A 16,232-nucleotide genomic window follows, 5' to 3' on the forward strand; every position below is an offset into this window, starting at 1 on the left:
CTTCAACCCAGCACAAAAAAACCAGATAGCCGATAATCCCAGCACTCACCCAACCCCAGGCCCCCCCATGGACCAGATCCACCTGATGAAGGTGTTCGTCGCCGTCGGCGAACTGGAAAGCTTCGCCGCCGCCGCCCGCCGCCTGGCCATTTCGCCTGCCGCCGTCACCCGCGCCATCACCGCCCTGGAAGAACAGCTCGGGGTCAAGCTGCTGCAGCGCACCACCCGCAGCGTACGCCTGACCGAAGCCGGCAGCCGCTACCTCGAAGACACCCGGCACATCCTCGCCAGTATCCTTGAGGCCAACGAAGCCGCCGCCGGCATCAACGCCGCGCCCAAGGGCGACCTGGCCGTGACCGCGCCGATCCTGTTCGGCAAGAAGTTCGTCATGCCGTGCATCGTGCGCTACCTGCAGCAGTACCCCGAAGTGGACATTTCGGCGTTCTTCCTCGACCGCGTGGTCAACCTGGTGGAGGAGGGCATGGACGTTGCCGTGCGCATCGGCCAGCTCCCCGACTCGGGCCTCAAGGCGCTGCGCGTCGGCAAGATGCGCCGGCTGCTGTGCGCCGCCCCCGACTACCTGGCGCGCCACGGCACCCCGCGCCACCCAAGCGAGCTGCAGGGCCATACCGTGATCGCCGCCGGCACGCTATCGCCGCGCACCGACTGGCGCTTCGGCGCCATCGACGACCCCACCCTGATCCGCATGAAGCCGCGCCTCACCGTCACCAGCAACGACGCCGCCATCGCCGCCGCCTGCGCCGGGCTGGGCGTTGCCCGCCTGCTGTCCTACCAGGTGGCCGACGAACTCGCCGCCGGCAGCCTGCAGGTGATCCTCGCCGAATACGAAGAAGCCCCCTGGCCGATCCATATCCTGCACCGCGAGAGCAAATACGGCTCGACCAAGGTGCGCACCTTCATCGACATGCTCGCCGAGCATCTGCGCAGCCACGAGCACCTGCGCTGAGACTTGCCGCCGCAATCGCATTGCGACGCCATGCATTGCAACGTGGGAGCGGGCTTGCCCCGCGATGAGGCCCGCCCGGCAGAAAACGCATTCACCACTTAGCCAACAAGTTTTTCCTTTCTTCCGCTATACTCGCCAACGGTCTCGCCCCTGACCACCTTCAGCAGGATCTTCCTGCTTCGGCACTCGATGCCTTTGTCGGCAGGGGCGAGCCCATCTCTTCTTCCCAGCTATTTTCGTGTCTGGGCGCAAGCATGCCTTGTGCTGGCATCTGCCGTGCCCGGCAACCTGTGGGATCAACTGTCTTGTGTGGCCTGAACCGGCCTCATCGCCGGCAAGCCGGCTCCTACAGGTACGGCACAGGCCTGAAGCAAACGCCGTAGTTGTGGGAGCAACTGTCTTGCCGATTTTTTAAAAGTTGCCGCCATTCCTGTGGGAGCGGGCTTGCCCGCGAAACCGGCAACGCCGGTGCCATTTCTCACATCACTGGCTTTCCAGCACATCCGCGAAAGCGGGCTTGCCCTGCGATAGCGCCATTGCAGGCAGGCACATTTCGAAACCTGCCTCAGTGCCCGTTCAAAGCCCCTCGCCCAGGTACAGGCGATGCACGCCCCCAATCCGATCACTCGCACCAGCCGGCACCCCGGCCATCGCGGCAAACCGCGGCCACTGCGCAACCGCTGCGCACACCTCCCTGATGATCCGCCGTGTATCCATCCCCCACACCTGCCTGGCAACGCTCAACAAATCCTCGAGGGTGGAGTCATCGCGCTTGGCGTTCACGGTCATCTGATGGCTGTCGCCCCAAAAGCTGCCAGGCAAATAGGAGTAGGAAACGTCATAGGCCGGCGTGAGGTACCAACTGCCGTCGGTATCCATCATGAAGGCGGTGTTCTTGGTGTGCTGGTCCTGAAAAAACGCCAGTAGTTCAAGGCCCATTTTTCTGGGCGTTATCAGCATTAATTGCTACTCAAGCCTAGAAACATAGGCGTTGTGGGTACGCGCCGTCATTGACGCAGGCCGGGCAAGCCCGTATTTTGCAGCCTCCCTCCATCCCGGCCACCCCTGCCGTGCACCGCCCAGGCGTTAACTCGCGAAGCGGTCATACAGGCGCCGACACTTAAATGGCCGCTGTCCTGCAGCGCGCCGCTATTTCGTTATCAAGTGTAAAAGGATGACTGCATGATCATTCGTCAGGCCATTGCGGCCGACCATCCCCTGCTGCTCGACATCTGGCAACGCTCCGTGCGCGCCACCCACCACTTTCTGCAAGCGTCCGATATCGACGCACTGCTGCCACAACTGCGCGACGTCTACCTGCCGGCGGTCGAGCTGTGGGTAGCGGTAGACGCCGAAGACACCCCGCTGGGCTTCATCGGCCTCAACGAACACCATGTGGAGATGCTCTTCATCGACCCCGACCTGCGCGGCCAGGGCATTGGCCGAGCCCTGCTCGACCACGCGCGCAGTTCGCGCGATACGCTGAGCGTCGACGTCAACGAGCAGAACCCCGAGGCAGTGGGCTTCTATCTGCATTACGGCTTCGTCCAGACCGGCCGCTCGCCGTTGGATGGTGAGGGCAGGCCGTTCCCCTTGCTGCATATGAGCTTGCCTGGCTAGAAAGGCACCCGCATACCCTGTGGGAGCGGGCTTGCCCGCGAAGCCGGCTGCGCCGGTGTTCGCGATGGTCCGGCACTCCGGTGAACCCGCTCCTACAGGGCTCGAAAACACTTGAGCACTGTAGGAGCGGGCTTGCCCCGCGATGGGCCGCAAAGCGGCCCCAGCCCAGGCGCAAACTCAATCCCCAACCCCATGTAACCGCAGCGCCCGCTGTGCACATTCCTTCCAGCTCAACCTGCGCCGCCCAGGCAGCACCGCCGGCACCTCAGCTGCCATCACCACCGGCATATCCCGCATCCGTACCCAAGCCTCGCTCTGCCAATACAGCAAGCTCGCCGTATGCCCACCCGGCCAGCACATCCTGCCCAACCGTGGCAGGTCATCCGCCACCGAGCCTTGCCCATCCCGCAGCACCGCCACCACCTCATGGGTCAGCCAGTGCCGCAGGTGGCGGTTCTCCGGAATGTGGTGATGAGCCAGCAGGGTATAGGCCCCGGACTCGCTGAGCATGGTGGTGTCCTGGTACTGGCCGTAGCGCAGCAGCCGTAGATTGCGGTGCTGGTCCGGGTCGAGCTTGCGGATGCAGTGTTCGTCGAAGAAGCGCCCGGTCATCCGGCCGAGTTCGAGGGCGCAGAACCAGGCTTGGGATTCAAGCCAGAGGGTGTGGAGGTGGCGGTTGTGGCGGGTGAAGAGGGTAGGGTCGTGAAGGTCAGTCATGGCTGGCCTCCTTGCTCCTGAGGGAGTGGGACAGGCAGGACGCATGTGCGAAAGGCCAGTGAACTCTAGTCTCGATAGGCATTTCCTTTACCTCTGTTTGTGAACAGCTTTCTTAGGGCTGGGTGTCGGGAGCTAAGAAACCTTACACAGAAGGCCGGACGTATTCCCCTCGCGGGTCTTGTATTAGCCCACTCCCGACATAACAGAGTGTTTCATGCGCGCAGTAGTAAACCACAGGCTTAAAAATGCCGCATCTGTCGGGAGCGGGTGGACCGCTGTGTAAAGCGTTTCTTAGGCGCCCTCGAGAAGCTAGGCTTGATGAGAACTACAGTCAATGCAAATTTTGTGGGAAAATTCTGAATTCTGGTGTGGGCTTGTTGTGAGGCTGATTTGAAAGCGGAGTACTTGAGGTTTTTTTCTGATAGGGCTGACCTATTAGATGTTAAGGGCGCGATCGCTATCGCTAAGTTAGCGATTGGTTTTATGAGTCTTGGGATGGCGCACTATATGGGATTTCTTTGGAGTGTGCCTTTTGAAGTTACATCTTTGGTGTCATCAAGGTATGTGGTTTCTTTTGTTGGTGTATTCACATTTTATGTTGCCTCTTGCTACTACTTGACTCGGGCTATTACATTTTCGATATCTCAGTTTTACTATTGTTTTATTGCGCCTCTTGTGGTCGGGGTTTTTGGTGCCAATCGATTGGCAAGAGGTAAGCTGAGGCGTTCTGCTCGAAGGATGTATCGAGAAACCACTATGGCTGAAAGGATTATTTATTGGGTGTTCTTTTTACCGATGTTTCCGTTTTTCTTGAATTTTGCCTATCTTAAATTTAATTACGAAATGATGGGCGCGGAAACCAAGCTTTTGGGAGGGTTCTTGTTGTTGGCCGCGGTTTTGAGGTCAGGTGTGTTGAATAGACCTAGTCAGATTTTTCGAATTTTTGATAAAAAAAGGGTTGCGCTCAGAAGGAGGCTTCTAAAGGATTATGCAGTTTTTTTTGCTGGGGTTACAGTCGTCATTTCATTTTATGCAGGAGTGCTTCGGTATGAAAAGATCCTGCATGAGGAACCGGTATGGTTGAAGTCAGAAATGTATCAAGGTGATGTGCGAATGTTGCTAAATGCAGGTGGGGACTTTCTTGTAGTAGAAGACGAGTTTTTTGTTTCTGGAATAGATGGGGTTTTGGTAAAGCTCAAACGGAAATAGTGTGTCCGCTTAAGATAAATATCCTTATAGATGTGAGAAAAGCTATCAAATGCCTAGAGAGAGCCCCTTTATAGACATTAGTCCGGAGGCATTAAAAGTTTAAGTAAGAAACGATAGCCTTTACAGGTGGTTATCTTGAAAACTCCTCGAGTTTTCGCTCTGATCAAGGCTGTTATCCGTCTTGAACGATGAGTTCCAGTTGTTACTGGGCGGCAGGCCTGGGGCGTTAGCAGTGAGCCCTGGATGAGATTTTCCGTAAATCCTCCGAGTGATTCTAATTCGGTGAGTGCATTGTTATGCTCGTCGTAGTATGCTTGTCTCGAAAGAGACTCTCCTCAGCAATGGTCTATTGAATAAATGCAAGATTCTAACTCCCCACATCCCAGTGTCCCACATCCTAACGGCACCTTTGATAAGCTTAAGTCTGCGGGTTTGTCAATGCTGCTTTTAATTGGGGCAGGGTTCACCTTTCTGCAGATTCATGATTCCGGCTACAATAAAGGGAAAAGCGAAACTCAAACACTCGTAGATACATACAAGTTGCGGCAGGAAGATGCGGAGACGGCGACGAAGGTTGCGCAGCAAGAAATAACTTCATTGAAGCTGGAGCTTCAGCGTGCTGTAGAAAAAAACACCCCAAGGGAAAAAACAGTTCCAAATATAGCGTTCATTGAAAAGACGTTGGTCGAAAAGTCCACGAGAGGGATCAGCCTTTCTCTTAGCGCAGGTAAAACTGCTTCGCCCTTTGATGATGGACTCTATATTTCACTTGAGAGAATTGATTATCTCCCTCCGATTCATGTCGCAACTTTAACGCTTGGATATCCCGGGAAAAATAATCTTCGTGTGGAGGATTTAGCGGTGGGCTCAATTACTAAATATGAAGGTTATGAAATTCGAGTCATGGCGACTAGCACTTTCTCTATCGGGTTGAAAGTTGAAAAAAGTAAAGCGTAGCCGATTTTCAATCCTCATAATCACAGTGTCGAGTGCGGAGGGTAGTATGGCTGAGAGGGCGGTGATAGGGCCTACCCTTACGAGCGGTATATGATTATGTGAGGTGTGTATCCAAAGTTTGATGTTTGATTTTAAAATTGAGGGTGATCTAGCTGCTAAATAAAATTAGCAGCTTGGATAGTTGGGTTTGCCCTATTTTTTCAGTGTTTGCTGACTTCGTTGCTTGGCCATTTGCGTTCTGCAATCTCAAAACAGTTAATGCCTTCAGGGTCTCTAGATATCAAAGTAAGTTCGAGGTCTCCGTGCGTTGGAGTGTTGGTCCAATAGTGTCCTCTCAAACGAGTTGAGTCATCGATTAGCCTGAGTTCTCCCGAGCCAGTGGTTAGTTTGTTCTCGCCTTGGTATTGTCTGCGTAATTCAAAGACATAACATAGGCGGCACGATTCTGTTCTGCTGTTTTGTATAAGGGCTTCAAGTTTGGATTCGCCCTCTTGGGAACGAGTGAATGATTCAATTGAAATCGTAAGATACGTTTGGCGAATCACAAATATTATAGGTATTTCTAGCGGTGATTTGTCCGGGGTTTTGAAATCCGATCGTAGTGTTCCTCTCCATACTCCATGAACGATAGGTCGGCGCATCAATTTTGATATGCGCGGAGAGTGCCAGGCAAGTTTAAAAAAAGCGCCGAAAACAATGGTAGTAGCAGTCAGTGCATATGTTACAGACCTCCAGCCGACTGCAAGATGATCCGAGTTAAAGGGTGCCTGGGCTAGATAGCATAGTGCCGCAAGGGAAACTGCTATCCAAAAATACATCTTTAAGAGGCGCTGAAGCTCTGTTTGGGTTAGACTCAGATTATTCATGGGGTGAGGCTACCTTTATCGATACTCTTCCATTCTGATAGATAGTAATTTCTCCTGACGTATTTAGTACGCCTATACAGTCGATTCCGGTCACCATTGATGACAACATTGCGGTCATTAGTCTGGCACCAGATGGGCGAGAATATTTATTATCAGGGAGATGATCAAGCGGAGGGGCTAGGAATTGAGAAATATGAGTTAGGGCCTGTGAATCACTGTTGATCAAGTGAAAGCCATCGTGCCATGGCGATTGTAAGTCGGAAAGAATAGTTAATGTGCGAGCTATCGTGTCAATTTGTGAGATAGGCAGGTGAGGCTTAGGTGTGGCAGTGCTGCCGAGTGCAGTCATTGGCAAAAGTTGTAGGTCATTATAAAAAACAATACCTACGCCGGAAAACTGTTTTTTCTTGGTCGCACTTATTAACTTTAGTAGGGTGAGCGGAAATTCTGATGTTTTGCAAGTCATTTGCCGATCCAGTGCGTCCGGGTTAGTAGTTTTTATTGGGAGAAGTTAAGTCCTAAAGGCTGGTAAGATTTTGCTGTTGAGTTCAGAGCTTAGCCAGACACGCACTTCACGGGTGCCTACGATGACAAGTAAGTGAGGTGCCTGCATTGAAGCTGTCAGCTTTTTCCATTCTAAGTAATCTTTAGATGAAGGTGTTGGAACACTCTGTGGATGCGTGTGCCAGTCTCCGATATAGTCAATTCTTCCACCACTCGTGGCCCATGCTTCGCTTGCAGTTACCTGATGCCCGGGGTCCAAGCGATCAAAGCTTACTCTGGATCTCCTATCTCTTGGAAGTGGACCAGTTGCTGATATGATATGAATATTTGTACCGGCTCGATATCCTAGCAAAATTCCACCCGCTTCATTGCTATTGGATCGAAATTGGGCGTTTGATTTTATAAAATCCCACGGTGCTTGATCGATTAAGGCGTAACGGGTTTGTCCATCGAACCATGAAAATACTATTTCTTGGCACATGCTGGACAGCCGTTCACTGGAGAGATATTTTGATTTTTGACTTTGAATACATCGGCAGTCTCGACTGATCTAGTTCGGAATCTTGGGCTGGGATCATTGGTTTTCAACCAATCATTTATGATATCAACTGCTAAAGCAGTTGCAGATACTGCTGCCGATACTGCATATGGGGTGTAATGCTGGCATGCTCTATACGATCTTTCGACCTCTCCTTTAAGTACCGGGAAACGCTCTTGCATTTGGTTGTCTTTTGCTGCTGATCTTAGACATCTAAAGCATCCAAACTCTCTGTCAGTCCATAATGCTTGAACTGTTTCACCATTACCCTTGATCCAGATGTGGATTAATGGTGGGTAGTCTTCATCATTGATTTGGTATTCGTTTAGCATTTCAGAAATTGCTTCTTCACCCGTTGCGTTTATTATTAGGTCAAATCCTTTTCCCAGACCGGGCGAGCGCATTTCAATACTGTGTGCTTCGACGATAATTCCAGGTAATTGCTGTGTGAGATCTTCCTGTAGGCTGAGCGCCTTGCTTCTGAAAAGATGTTTGAACCCCAGTACATGCCTGCCCAAATTTTCAGGCATCAGATTTTGAGGGTCATATAGTTCAAGCTTTCCTTCGGAATATCCAGCGCCTAATCGGACGAGGGCTTGGGCTAAGTATCCTCCAATGGCGCCGCAGCCTATTAGCAGTACCTTACGTCCAGCTAAAGCGAGGCCCAAAGATGATGTAAGATTTCTAGAGTTTATGAAGTTATGGCTTAGTTCGACTATATGTAGTCTATATATTTTTTCCTGCCCCCCCAAACCGTGAAGAAATTGGAAGAGCGCCTTTCCGCGATATTTTCCTCCTTTTGATAGGGCTAGTTTCTGTTTGATTTTTGAACTTACAGTGAACCCGAAGCCTACCAGGCCAGCGGGACAGTTTATGAGGATGTATATTTGGCTGGAATCTAGAAATTTCGAATCTGTTTCGACGGAGAATTGAATTTTCTTGTAGAGTAAAATGTCCCAAGTTTTCAGCCAGGATAATGTGTCTTTTGTTTTCCATGGGAGCGATATGTGGAAGGGCGGTTGGATGGTGCTGGAGTAGATCCAACAGTTTGCATTGTCATCTTCATTTGCTGACTCTTCCCAGGTTTTAGCCATTTTGGTCGTTGTAACATGATCGGTGGAGATGATTTTTTTGATTCTTTCCCCGGGGGAGATGGTAAATATTTTCGCTGTTTTCGAACCTGCTGAAATATTTCCGACACCAATACGAAAAACTTTTCCTTGGCTAGGGTTTGTCCAATAGGCTAAGAACTCAGATTCAAAGTCCTCTTGGTTTCTTTTGGGATTTGCGATCAGCTTATCTAATAATCCTGTGGCTTGATTGAGGCAAAATAAAATAGATCCTGCTGGGTCGTAGCGATCTAAAACTACTTCCCCATTGCTGAGGTAGCAGAATGACCCGTCAGTTACTTGGTGAGCCATCGTTTTTGGAAAGAAACTTGGCTTCTCTAAGATTTTAATGGTTGGATAATTTAAAAAGTCCCAGTCAGAGATGCTCAGTTCTACTTCTACTTCCCCGGCTTTGCAAGAGAGGCGTCCCCTAAAATTCCTTGTTGTGCCCTTGGATGGAAGTGCACTGAAGTTTAGGGAGTGCATTAGTCGAAGTACGCCTCCGAGTCGAAGGGTATCCATATCAGCCTGCGGATGTGTTGGGGACGTAAGGAGCGGCTACTATCGCAGGCGCCGTGTTACGCACAATGCTTGCTGGTGTTTCCTCTTTTATTAAATTTGTATCTAAAGGAATACGACTTCCTAAAACTCCGCGGAGCGAATAGGGGATCTCAATACATTTATCTATAGTACAGCCTCTTGCGCTACGCAGTGTGTTGAACAAGCGGTCTGCAATGAGGCCGGCTTCAAACCTCTTTTCAGGCGAAAGCCGATTGAAGTCCTCATCCTCATTATCAATGCCAGGCTCATAAATCCCCTTACGGATTGCCTGGGATACAATGTTCGCGGCTTCTTCGAGAGCAATGTCATCGCGTCCCTTCTTGCCTTGAAACTTCTGTGCTATGGCTATCATCAGGGATACGGATGTAGGCCCACCATCTTTCCAGTTGTAGTCCCGCCAAGCTTTGATGTATCGGCAGGTTCTCAGAAACTGATCTCCTAACTCGCCAAAACGTATGATCTGATCGCGGAACCACTTCGCTACCGTTTCAGGGTCAGACGCTTTCCACTCACCTTTCCTTGTTGCCATCATGACCTGATCGAGATCGTCCCAGGTTTGACCTTGGTATAAAAGCTGCTCCATAGAGTCCATCGCCATGCTGCCATTTATAGAGTTCAATGCTCTAGCATTGGCTTTCAGCAAAACGGTCTCTACCACCTCTGCAAAATCGTCGGCCGGTGCTGCGTATAGAGGGATATCAATATGTGCCCAGGTAGACACTTTTATGCGAATGCAAGTGTTCTTAGCATCGTCGCCCGTTACGAGCTCCCATTGTTCTAGCGCGCAGAGTATCTGCAGTTGGGTTTCGACCAAATCAAAGTAAACCTTCGCCATCTCTTCCGGAGGCCCGTTTTCCCGCCATACGTCAACAGGTAAGTACACGCCATAATCAAGGTCCATTTCTTGTATGGAAGGATGGGCGGGTTGGATGCAGGTTTCGTATGCCCATGATCCCTGAGTTCGGAATCGTGGCTCAACGCGTTTCTGCATTCCTAGCACCCTAACCGTGGCTTCAGCGATCGTGCTCTTAAGATGGTTTTTTATCTTTGTTCTGCAAGAGCGAAGAAACGCTCTTTGCTCATTTTCAGGGATAAGCTCGTCATGCAGCGCTTCGGTATTTTCAATTGAAGAGTAGAAAATCCTGGTAAGGTTAAGCATGGCGCGGCTCCTTAGATTCAGCATGACTGCCGTGATAGAACACTGGTTTAGCTGCAATGTGGGAAAAGAGACTCATGAATTTCGGATCACCAAGACAGCTCTTAGCTTTTTCCAAGCCGGCGCCCCTCAGCACTTCTTGAGCATTCTTATCGGCCTTGTCTAGTGATACGGCCTTGGAGCGCTCATCTGTCAAATCTTCATCAACATGAATGTAGCGATCTCCCAATCGATGCTTAAGCATGAAATCGCATAAGGACTCCTGGACTGAAATTGATAGTCCAAAGAGTCGCTGAGCTGCCTTTGCGGGATTGCCTCCGCCCCAGTCAAAAGCGCCGCCATCCCGGTTGTTATTAGGGTTGACTGTGAACTTTGACGACATAGTGCCAATCGAAAGTAGCTTCAATTCTGTTACGTTGGCACCCAAAAACATTTCTGCCTCATGCACGGCTAGCAAGCCTGGGGCGTTTGCGAAAAGCCCACCATCAACATACTGGTTATGCTGGAAGAAATGCCTTGGAAAGTAAGTGGGTGCGGCGCTGGTAGCAAGCGCAATATCGACCATTTTATTGGTGTGGTCGAATCTGAAGTTTCGATTGTGTGCGGTCTTGAAAAGTACAGGCTTTCCAGTGGAGTAGTTGATCGCCGGAACTATGATTGGGTGCAGGCTTTCACCTAAAACGCGATCCCCCAGTAATGCGGCCTCTGAAATTACTGCTTTAAGAGCGTCACTGCTGAATGAGGACTTAAAGATTGGGAAGCGAGTGCGAGGTTTGAATATTTCTGTGCCCTTGCTTACGAACATTTCTACCAGTTTCTGGGCGGGAATTTCATTTGCTATTGCAAGTGCTAATATTCCCCCGATGGAGGTGCCAGAAATTAGGTCGAAGTGACGTGCTATTGGGCCGCCTAACTCTCGCTCTAGTTCAGCTAAAATGGTCGCTGTATAAAGACCTCGGTAGCCTCCACCGGAAAGTGCGAGAATTTGAAAGCTTTTTTCGGCCATTTCCAACTCCTTCTGAAAATTATGAATCGAAAGCGGCTATCCCGCTTTGAGCGAGCTTCTGTTAAACAATACACAGAAGGAGCGTCCAGTTTTGACGCGCCTTAGCTACAAGCTTTCTCTCATAACCAGTTAAGGGTATGGAGTTCAAACAGCCCTCGATTAGGGCATCGCATCAGATAATAACTCGGCTTCGGGAGGGGCTGGTGCGTCACTTCAAATGACTCCGTTGCGTACAAAGTAGTAGGAAATTTGCTCTACTGTGCTACAGCAAGGGGTGTGGATCGTTGTCTTGACTGGAACAACGACCCACGAGGGCTATGGCGTACTTGACTCGAGTTTAAAGTGAAAAAAGTTCAGGTGATGGTGAAAGCTTACGATGGGGCAAATTAGTCCCAGCTCAAAGCCCCACCAGTCTGATACTCAATCACCCGCGTCTCAAAGAAGTTCTTCTCTTTCTTCAAGTCCATGATCTCGCTCATCCATGGGAACGGGTTGGTAGTCCCCGGATACTCTTCCTTCAACCCGATCTGGGTCAAACGACGGTTGGCAATGAACTTGAGGTAGTCCTCCATCATCGCCGCGTTCATGCCCAGCACGCCGCGTGGCATGGTGTCGCGAGCGTATTCGATCTCAAGCTGGGTACCCTGCAGAATCATCTGGGTAGCCTCTTCCTTCATCGCGGCATCCCACAGGTGCGGGTTCTCGATCTTGATCTGGTTGATCACGTCGATGCCGAAGTTCAGGTGCATGGACTCGTCACGCAGGATGTACTGGAACTGCTCGGCAACGCCGGTCATCTTGTTGCGCCGGCCCATGGACAGGATCTGGGTGAAGCCGCAGTAGAAGAAGATGCCTTCCAGTACGCAGTAGTAGGCGATCAGGTTGCGCAGCAGCTCTTTGTCGGTCTCGACGGTGCCGGTGTTGAATTCCGGGTCCGAGATGGCGCGGGTGTACTTCAGGCCCCAGGCGGCTTTTTTCGCAACCGACGGGATCTCGTGGTACATGTTGAAGATCTCGCCTTCATCCATGCCCAGCGACTCGATGCAGTACTGGTAGGCGTGGGTGTGGATCGCCTCTTCGAAGGCTTGGCGCAGGATGTACTGGCGGCACTCCGGGTTGGTGATCAGGCGGTACACGGCCAGGGCCAGGTTGTTGGCAACCAGCGAGTCGGCGGTGGAGAAGAAGCCGAGGTTGCGCATCACGATGCGGCGCTCGTCTTCGGTCAGGCCGTCCATGCTCTTCCACAGGGCGATGTCGGCGGTCATGTTGACCTCTTGCGGCATCCAGTGGTTGGCGCAGCCGTCCAGGTACTTCTGCCAGGCCCAGTCGTACTTGAACGGTACCAGCTGGTTCAGGTCGGCGCGGCAGTTGATCATGCGCTTTTCATCGACCGCAACGCGGGCCGAGGAGCCTTCCAGCTCCGCCAGGCCTTCGGCGATGTCCAGGGCGTCCAGGGCAGCCTTGGCGCGCTTCACTGCGTCGGAGTCGGCAGCGGTGGCGGCGCGGGCTTCCAGGGCGGCGGCACCGCCGGCGCTGTCGAGCTTGTCCAGGGTGGCGGCTGCGGCCTGCGCGGGGGTATTGCCCTTGGCGGCTACTTCGCCGTCTTCTTTATCGAATTCGTCCCAGCTCAGCATGGTGAGTTCTCCTGCTTGAGGGCCATCTTGAGTATGGCCGGTGGATCTTGGTTGCGGTGCTTGGGCCCCTTGGGAAAGGGGGACTGCTGTGCACGCAAATCTGAAATGCCCTTTGCAAGGCTGGCCGGGGCAGCGGGCCCCGGCTTTTTTATGTCTGGCTGCAGGGAGGCGATGGCAGGGCCGGCCTAATCGCGGGCAAGCCCGCTCCTGCAGGGTCTGTGCCTGGGCACAGAAAAGAGGCTTCCCGGAGGAAGCCTCAGCCAAGCCTTACTGGCAGGCTTCGCAATCCGGCTCGTCGATGGCGCAAGCCTTCGGTACCGGAGCAGGGCCTGCGGCCTGAACCGGGGCACTGTCGCCGCCGCTCGACACGGCGTTGAGCTTGCCGGTGTTGATGGTCGACTTCTCGGTGCTGGTGGCAGCCAGGGCACGGAGGTAGTAGGTGGTTTTCAGACCACGGTACCAGGCCATGCGGTAGGTGACGTCCAGCTTCTTGCCCGAAGCGCCGGCGATGTACAGGTTCAGCGACTGGGCCTGGTCGATCCACTTCTGGCGACGCGAGGCTGCATCGACGATCCACTTGGTCTCGACTTCGAACGCGGTGGCGTACAGGTCTTTGAGCTCTTGCGGAATACGCTCGATCTGCTGCACGGAGCCATCGTAGTACTTCAGGTCGTTGATCATCACCGAGTCCCACAGGCCGCGGGCTTTCAGGTCGCGCACCAGGTACGGGTTGATCACGGTGAACTCGCCCGACAGGTTCGATTTCACGTACAGGTTCTGGTAGGTCGGCTCGATGGACTGCGATACGCCGGTGATGTTGGCGATGGTCGCGGTCGGCGCGATGGCCATGATGTTCGAGTTACGAATACCTTTTTGTACACGCTCGCGCACCGGGGCCCAGTCCAGGCTCTCGGTCAGGTCGACGTCGATGTACTTCTGGCCACGGGCCTCGATCAGGATCTGTTGCGAATCCAGCGGCAGGATGCCCTTGGACCACAGCGAGCCCTGGAAGCTCTCGTAGGCGCCGCGCTCGTCGGCCAGGTCGCACGAAGCCTGGATGGCGTAGTAGCTGACTGCTTCCATCGACTTGTCGGCGAACTCCACCGCAGCGTCGGAGCCGTACGGGATGTGTTGCAGGTACAGCGCGTCCTGGAAGCCCATGATGCCAAGGCCTACCGGGCGGTGCTTGAAGTTCGAGTTACGCGCTTGCGGCACCGAGTAGTAGTTGATGTCGATCACGTTGTCGAGCATGCGCACGGCGGTGTTCACGGTGCGTTGCAGCTTGGCGGTGTCCAGCTTGCCGTCGACAATGTGGTTCGGCAGGTTGATCGAGCCCAGGTTGCAGACCGCGATCTCGTCCTTGTTGGTGTTCAGGGTGATCTCGGTGCACAGGTTCGAGCTGTGGACCACGCCCACGTGCTGCTGCGGGCTGCGCAGGTTGCACGGGTCCTTGAAGGTCAGCCACGGGTGGCCGGTCTCGAACAGCATCGACAGCATCTTGCGCCACAGGTCTTTGGCCTGGATGGTCTTGAACACCTTGATCTTGTTGTACTCGGTCAGGGCTTCGTAGTACTCGTAGCGCTCTTCGAAGGCCTTGCCGGTCAGGTCGTGCAGGTCTGGTACTTCGCTTGGCGAGAACAGGGTCCACTTGCCGTCATCGAAGACGCGCTTCATGAACAGGTCAGGGATCCAGTTGGCGGTGTTCATGTCGTGGGTACGACGACGGTCATCACCGGTGTTCTTGCGCAGCTCGATGAACTCTTCGATGTCCAGGTGCCAGGTTTCCAGGTAGGCACATACAGCGCCCTTGCGCTTGCCACCCTGGTTGACGGCAACGGCCGTGTCGTTGACGACTTTCAGGAACGGCACGACGCCTTGCGACTTGCCGTTGGTGCCCTTGATGTACGAGCCCAGGGCGCGTACCGGGGTCCAGTCGTTGCCCAGGCCACCGGCGAATTTCGACAGCATGGCGTTGTCGTGGATCGCGTGGTAGATGCCCGACAGGTCGTCCGGCACGGTGGTCAGGTAGCAGCTCGACAGCTGCGGGCGCAGGGTGCCGGCGTTGAACAGGGTCGGGGTCGAGGCCATGTAGTCGAAGGACGACAACAGGTTGTAGAACTCGATCGCACGGGCTTCCTTGTCTTTTTCTTCCAGCGCCAGGCCCATGGCCACACGCATGAAGAACACCTGCGGCAGCTCGAAGCGCACGCCATCCTTGTGGATGAAGTAGCGGTCGTACAGGGTCTGCAGGCCCAGGTAGGTGAACTGCTGGTCACGCTCGTGGTTGATCGCCTTGCCCATGCGCTCCAGGTCGTAGCCTTTCAGCGCCGGGTCCAGCAGCTCGTACTCCACGCCTTTCTCGACGTAGGCCGGCAGGGCCTTGGCGTACAGGTCGGCCATTTCGTGGTGGGTGGCGCTGTCGGCCACGCCCAGGAAGCCCAGGCCTTCGGCACGCAGGGTGTCCATCAGCAGGCGGGCGGTGACGAACGAGTAGTTCGGCTCGCGCTCTACCAGGGTACGGGCGGTCATCACCAGGGCGGTGTTGACGTCTTTCAGGGCAACGCCGTCGTACAGGTTCTTCAGGGTTTCGCGCTGGATCAGGTCGCCATCGACTTCGGCCAGGCCTTCGCAGGCTTCGCTGATGATGGTGTTCAGGCGCGCCATGTCCAGCGGCGCCAGGCTACCGTCAGCCAGGGTGATGCGGATGCTTGGGTGCGGCTCGACCACCGAGTCGGCGTTGCTGCGGGTAGCACGCTCTTTGGCGCGCTGGTCGCGGTAGATCACGTAGTCGCGGGCGACTTTCTGCTCGCCGGCGCGCATCAGGGCCAGTTCGACCTGGTCCTGGATTTCTTCGATGTGGATGGTGCCACCCGATGGCATGCGACGCTTGAACGTGGCGGTGACCTGCTCGGTCAGGCGCGCGACGGTGTCGTGAATGCGCGACGAGGCAGCGGCGGTGCCGCCTTCAACTGCGAGGAACGCCTTGGTGATGGCCACGGTGATCTTGTCGTCGGTGTAGGGGACGACAGTACCGTTACGCTTGATCACGCGCAGTTGGCCCGGAGCGGTAGCAGCCAGGTCCTGGTTGGACTCGGCCTGCGGCGCCAAAGCCTGCGGGTTCTCGCGAGTTGTGTCGGTTTGCATGGGTGGGTGTCTCCACAGTTTCTATAGTGTTCAGGCGCCTTTTGGGCGCCCACCGTTCCATCCGTCAGACTGCCGGCCCGGGGGGGATGCACATGGCAGTGCAGCCGCCGCGCGGGCTTGCCGACTTCGGGACAGACTCAGGAATTAAGGGCAGTGATCTGCCGCTCCCTGGCCGAAGTCAAAGGTTCTGGGCCGGGCCCAAAAACTGTTGCTGTCGAGTGTCAGGCCTTGCCTGCAACACTCA

General features: G+C 53.9%; 14 protein-coding genes. 4 read left to right on the top strand and 10 right to left on the bottom strand.

What is annotated here, in order from left to right; all coding sequences use genetic code 11:
• The first annotated feature begins 67 nt into the window (after window positions 1-67).
• Window positions 68-967, top strand: a complete 900-nt coding sequence (locus KSS93_RS09505) for a LysR family transcriptional regulator (protein ID WP_217888058.1) — start codon at window positions 68-70, stop codon at window positions 965-967.
• 576 nt (window positions 968-1,543) lie between these two features.
• Here KSS93_RS09505 and KSS93_RS09510 read toward each other — a convergent pair.
• Window positions 1,544-1,927 carry a HipA domain-containing protein gene (locus KSS93_RS09510; protein ID WP_217888059.1) on the bottom strand — a complete coding sequence of 128 codons (384 nt, stop codon included), beginning with the start codon at window positions 1,925-1,927 and terminating at the stop codon, window positions 1,544-1,546.
• Window positions 1,928-2,149: 222 nt separating this feature from the next.
• Here KSS93_RS09510 and KSS93_RS09515 point away from each other — a divergent pair, with 222 nt between their 5' ends.
• A complete protein-coding gene (locus tag KSS93_RS09515; RefSeq protein ID WP_217888060.1) occupies window positions 2,150-2,587 on the top strand; it encodes an acetyltransferase in 438 nt (145 codons plus the stop codon).
• A gap of 177 nt (window positions 2,588-2,764) precedes the next feature.
• On the opposite strand, the gene KSS93_RS09520 is transcribed toward KSS93_RS09515, so the two are convergent.
• Window positions 2,765-3,304 carry a BRO-N domain-containing protein gene (locus KSS93_RS09520; RefSeq protein WP_217888061.1) on the bottom strand — a complete coding sequence of 180 codons (540 nt, stop codon included), beginning with the start codon at window positions 3,302-3,304 and terminating at the stop codon, window positions 2,765-2,767.
• A gap of 390 nt (window positions 3,305-3,694) precedes the next feature.
• Here KSS93_RS09520 and KSS93_RS09525 point away from each other — a divergent pair, with 390 nt between their 5' ends.
• Together KSS93_RS09525 and KSS93_RS09530 are read left to right on the top strand one after the other, a co-directional pair.
• The gene (locus tag KSS93_RS09525; protein ID WP_217888062.1) at window positions 3,695-4,513 is read left to right on the top strand and encodes a hypothetical protein; all 819 of its coding nucleotides are present in this window, start codon (window positions 3,695-3,697) and stop codon (window positions 4,511-4,513) included.
• 357 nt (window positions 4,514-4,870) lie between these two features.
• Window positions 4,871-5,470 (top strand): hypothetical protein, encoded by a 600-nt coding sequence (locus KSS93_RS09530; RefSeq protein ID WP_217888063.1) that lies wholly within the window; start codon window positions 4,871-4,873, stop codon window positions 5,468-5,470.
• A 200-nt stretch (window positions 5,471-5,670) separates the two neighbouring features.
• Here KSS93_RS09530 and KSS93_RS26790 read toward each other — a convergent pair whose 3' ends face one another.
• The 8 genes from KSS93_RS26790 to KSS93_RS09570 form a co-directional block, all read right to left on the bottom strand.
• Entirely contained in the window at window positions 5,671-6,336 is a 666-nt protein-coding gene (locus KSS93_RS26790; protein ID WP_217888064.1) for a Cap15 family cyclic dinucleotide receptor domain-containing protein, read from the bottom strand.
• Window positions 6,329-6,802 carry a diadenylate cyclase gene (locus KSS93_RS09540; protein WP_217888065.1) on the bottom strand — a complete coding sequence of 158 codons (474 nt, stop codon included), beginning with the start codon at window positions 6,800-6,802 and terminating at the stop codon, window positions 6,329-6,331. Before KSS93_RS09540 ends, KSS93_RS26790 begins: the two co-directional genes overlap by 8 nt.
• Before the next feature lie 45 nt (window positions 6,803-6,847).
• A complete protein-coding gene (locus tag KSS93_RS26795; RefSeq protein WP_217888066.1) occupies window positions 6,848-7,321 on the bottom strand; it encodes a Mov34/MPN/PAD-1 family protein in 474 nt (157 codons plus the stop codon).
• Complete coding sequence (locus KSS93_RS09550) at window positions 7,306-8,973, bottom strand: ThiF family adenylyltransferase (RefSeq protein WP_217888067.1); 1,668 nt, start codon at window positions 8,971-8,973, stop codon at window positions 7,306-7,308. Before KSS93_RS09550 ends, KSS93_RS26795 begins: the two co-directional genes overlap by 16 nt.
• Before the next feature lie 37 nt (window positions 8,974-9,010).
• Window positions 9,011-10,207 carry a CBASS cGAMP synthase gene (locus tag KSS93_RS09555; RefSeq protein ID WP_217888068.1) on the bottom strand — a complete coding sequence of 399 codons (1,197 nt, stop codon included), beginning with the start codon at window positions 10,205-10,207 and terminating at the stop codon, window positions 9,011-9,013.
• The gene (locus tag KSS93_RS09560; RefSeq protein WP_217888069.1) at window positions 10,200-11,210 is read right to left on the bottom strand and encodes a CBASS cGAMP-activated phospholipase; all 1,011 of its coding nucleotides are present in this window, start codon (window positions 11,208-11,210) and stop codon (window positions 10,200-10,202) included. Before KSS93_RS09560 ends, KSS93_RS09555 begins: the two co-directional genes overlap by 8 nt.
• 386 nt (window positions 11,211-11,596) lie before the next feature.
• Window positions 11,597-12,844, bottom strand: coding sequence for a ribonucleotide-diphosphate reductase subunit beta (locus KSS93_RS09565; RefSeq protein ID WP_028690940.1), 1,248 nt, complete (start codon window positions 12,842-12,844; stop codon window positions 11,597-11,599).
• A gap of 267 nt (window positions 12,845-13,111) precedes the next feature.
• Complete coding sequence (locus KSS93_RS09570; protein WP_217888070.1) at window positions 13,112-15,988, bottom strand: ribonucleoside-diphosphate reductase subunit alpha; 2,877 nt, start codon at window positions 15,986-15,988, stop codon at window positions 13,112-13,114.
• Between the last annotated feature and the right edge of the window lie 244 nt (window positions 15,989-16,232).

It is taken from the genome of Pseudomonas xanthosomatis, from assembly GCF_019139835.1.
GTDB classification, from domain to species: domain Bacteria; phylum Pseudomonadota; class Gammaproteobacteria; order Pseudomonadales; family Pseudomonadaceae; genus Aquipseudomonas; species Aquipseudomonas fakonensis.